This window comes from Acidovorax sp. HMWF018 (genome assembly GCF_003061035.1).
In the GTDB taxonomy this organism is placed as follows: Bacteria; Pseudomonadota; Gammaproteobacteria; order Burkholderiales; family Burkholderiaceae_C; genus Acidovorax; species Acidovorax delafieldii.
This window is the reverse complement of record NZ_QAIM01000054.1, coordinates 1-1,117: the sequence shown is the minus strand read 5'-3', so window position 1 is coordinate 1,117 and position 1,117 is coordinate 1. Positions and strand designations below refer to the sequence as shown.

General features: G+C 64.1%; 1 pseudogene. It reads left to right on the top strand.

What is annotated here, in order from left to right:
* Positions 1 to 1,026 (top strand): annotated as a pseudogene (gene istA / locus DBR23_RS01890) (IS21 family transposase); the annotation flags it as partial.
* Between the last annotated feature and the right edge of the window lie 91 nt (positions 1,027 to 1,117).

Sequence of the window (1,117 nt, the reverse complement as noted above, 5' to 3'; positions counted from 1 at the left end):
TCGGTCCGGGTGAGGCCTTCCAGTTCGACTGGAGCGAGGACTGGGCTGTTCTCGCCGGCGTGCGCACCAAGCTGCAGGTAGCCCACTTCAAGCTCAGCCACAGCCGAGCGTTCTACCTGCGCGCCTATCCCTTGCAGACGCATGAGATGCTGTTCGATGCCCACAACCATGCGTTCGTAGTCCTGGGCGGTGTACCCCGCCGTGGCATCTACGACAACATGCGCACCGCCGTAGACCGGGTGCGCCGTGGCAAGGAGCGCGACGTCAATGCGCGCTTTGCGGCCATGGTCAGCCACTTCCTGTTCGAGGCCGAGTTCTGCAATCCCGCGTCGGGCTGGGAGAAGGGCCAAGTGGAGAAGAACGTGCGCGATGCCCGCCATCGCCTGTGGCAGGTGGTGCCGCCATTCCAAAGCCTGCCCGATCTCAATGCCTGGCTTGAAGAGCGCTGCGTGGCGCTGTGGCACGAGATCGAGCACGGCAAGCTGCCGGGCACCGTCGCGGATGTCTGGGCTCAAGAGAAGGCAACCTTGATGCCGATGCCCCGGCCCTTCGATGGCTTTGTGGAGCACACCAAGCGCGTCTCACCCACCTGCCTGGTCCACTTCGAGCGCAATCGCTACAGCGTGCCGGCGCCGTATGCCAATCGGCCGGTGAGCCTGCGGGTCTACGCCGATCGCCTGGTGGTCGCCGCCGAAGGCCAGATCGTGTGCGAGCATCAGCGCCTGATCGAGCGTAACCACCACGGTACGGGTACAGACCGTGTACGACTGGCGCCACTACTTGGCGGTGCTGCAGCGCAAACCAGGAGCTTTGCGCAACGGCGCCCCATTCCTGGAGCTACCAGCGGCCTTCAAGCGACTGCAGGCCACCTTGCTCAAGCAACCCGGCGGCGACCGGGAGATGGTGGAGGTACTGGCACTGGTGCTGCACCACGATGAACAAGCTGTGCTCGCTGCAGTGGAGTTGGCACTGGAGTCAGGGGCTGCCAGCAAGACCCACATCCTGAACGTGCTCCACCGCCTGCTGGGTAAGCGTCAGCTCAGCACCCTCTTGACGAGGTCCTTATGGGATAGTCAGACGTCCAGGATGTGTCGCAGCAAGCCGAAGCCTACGCGCC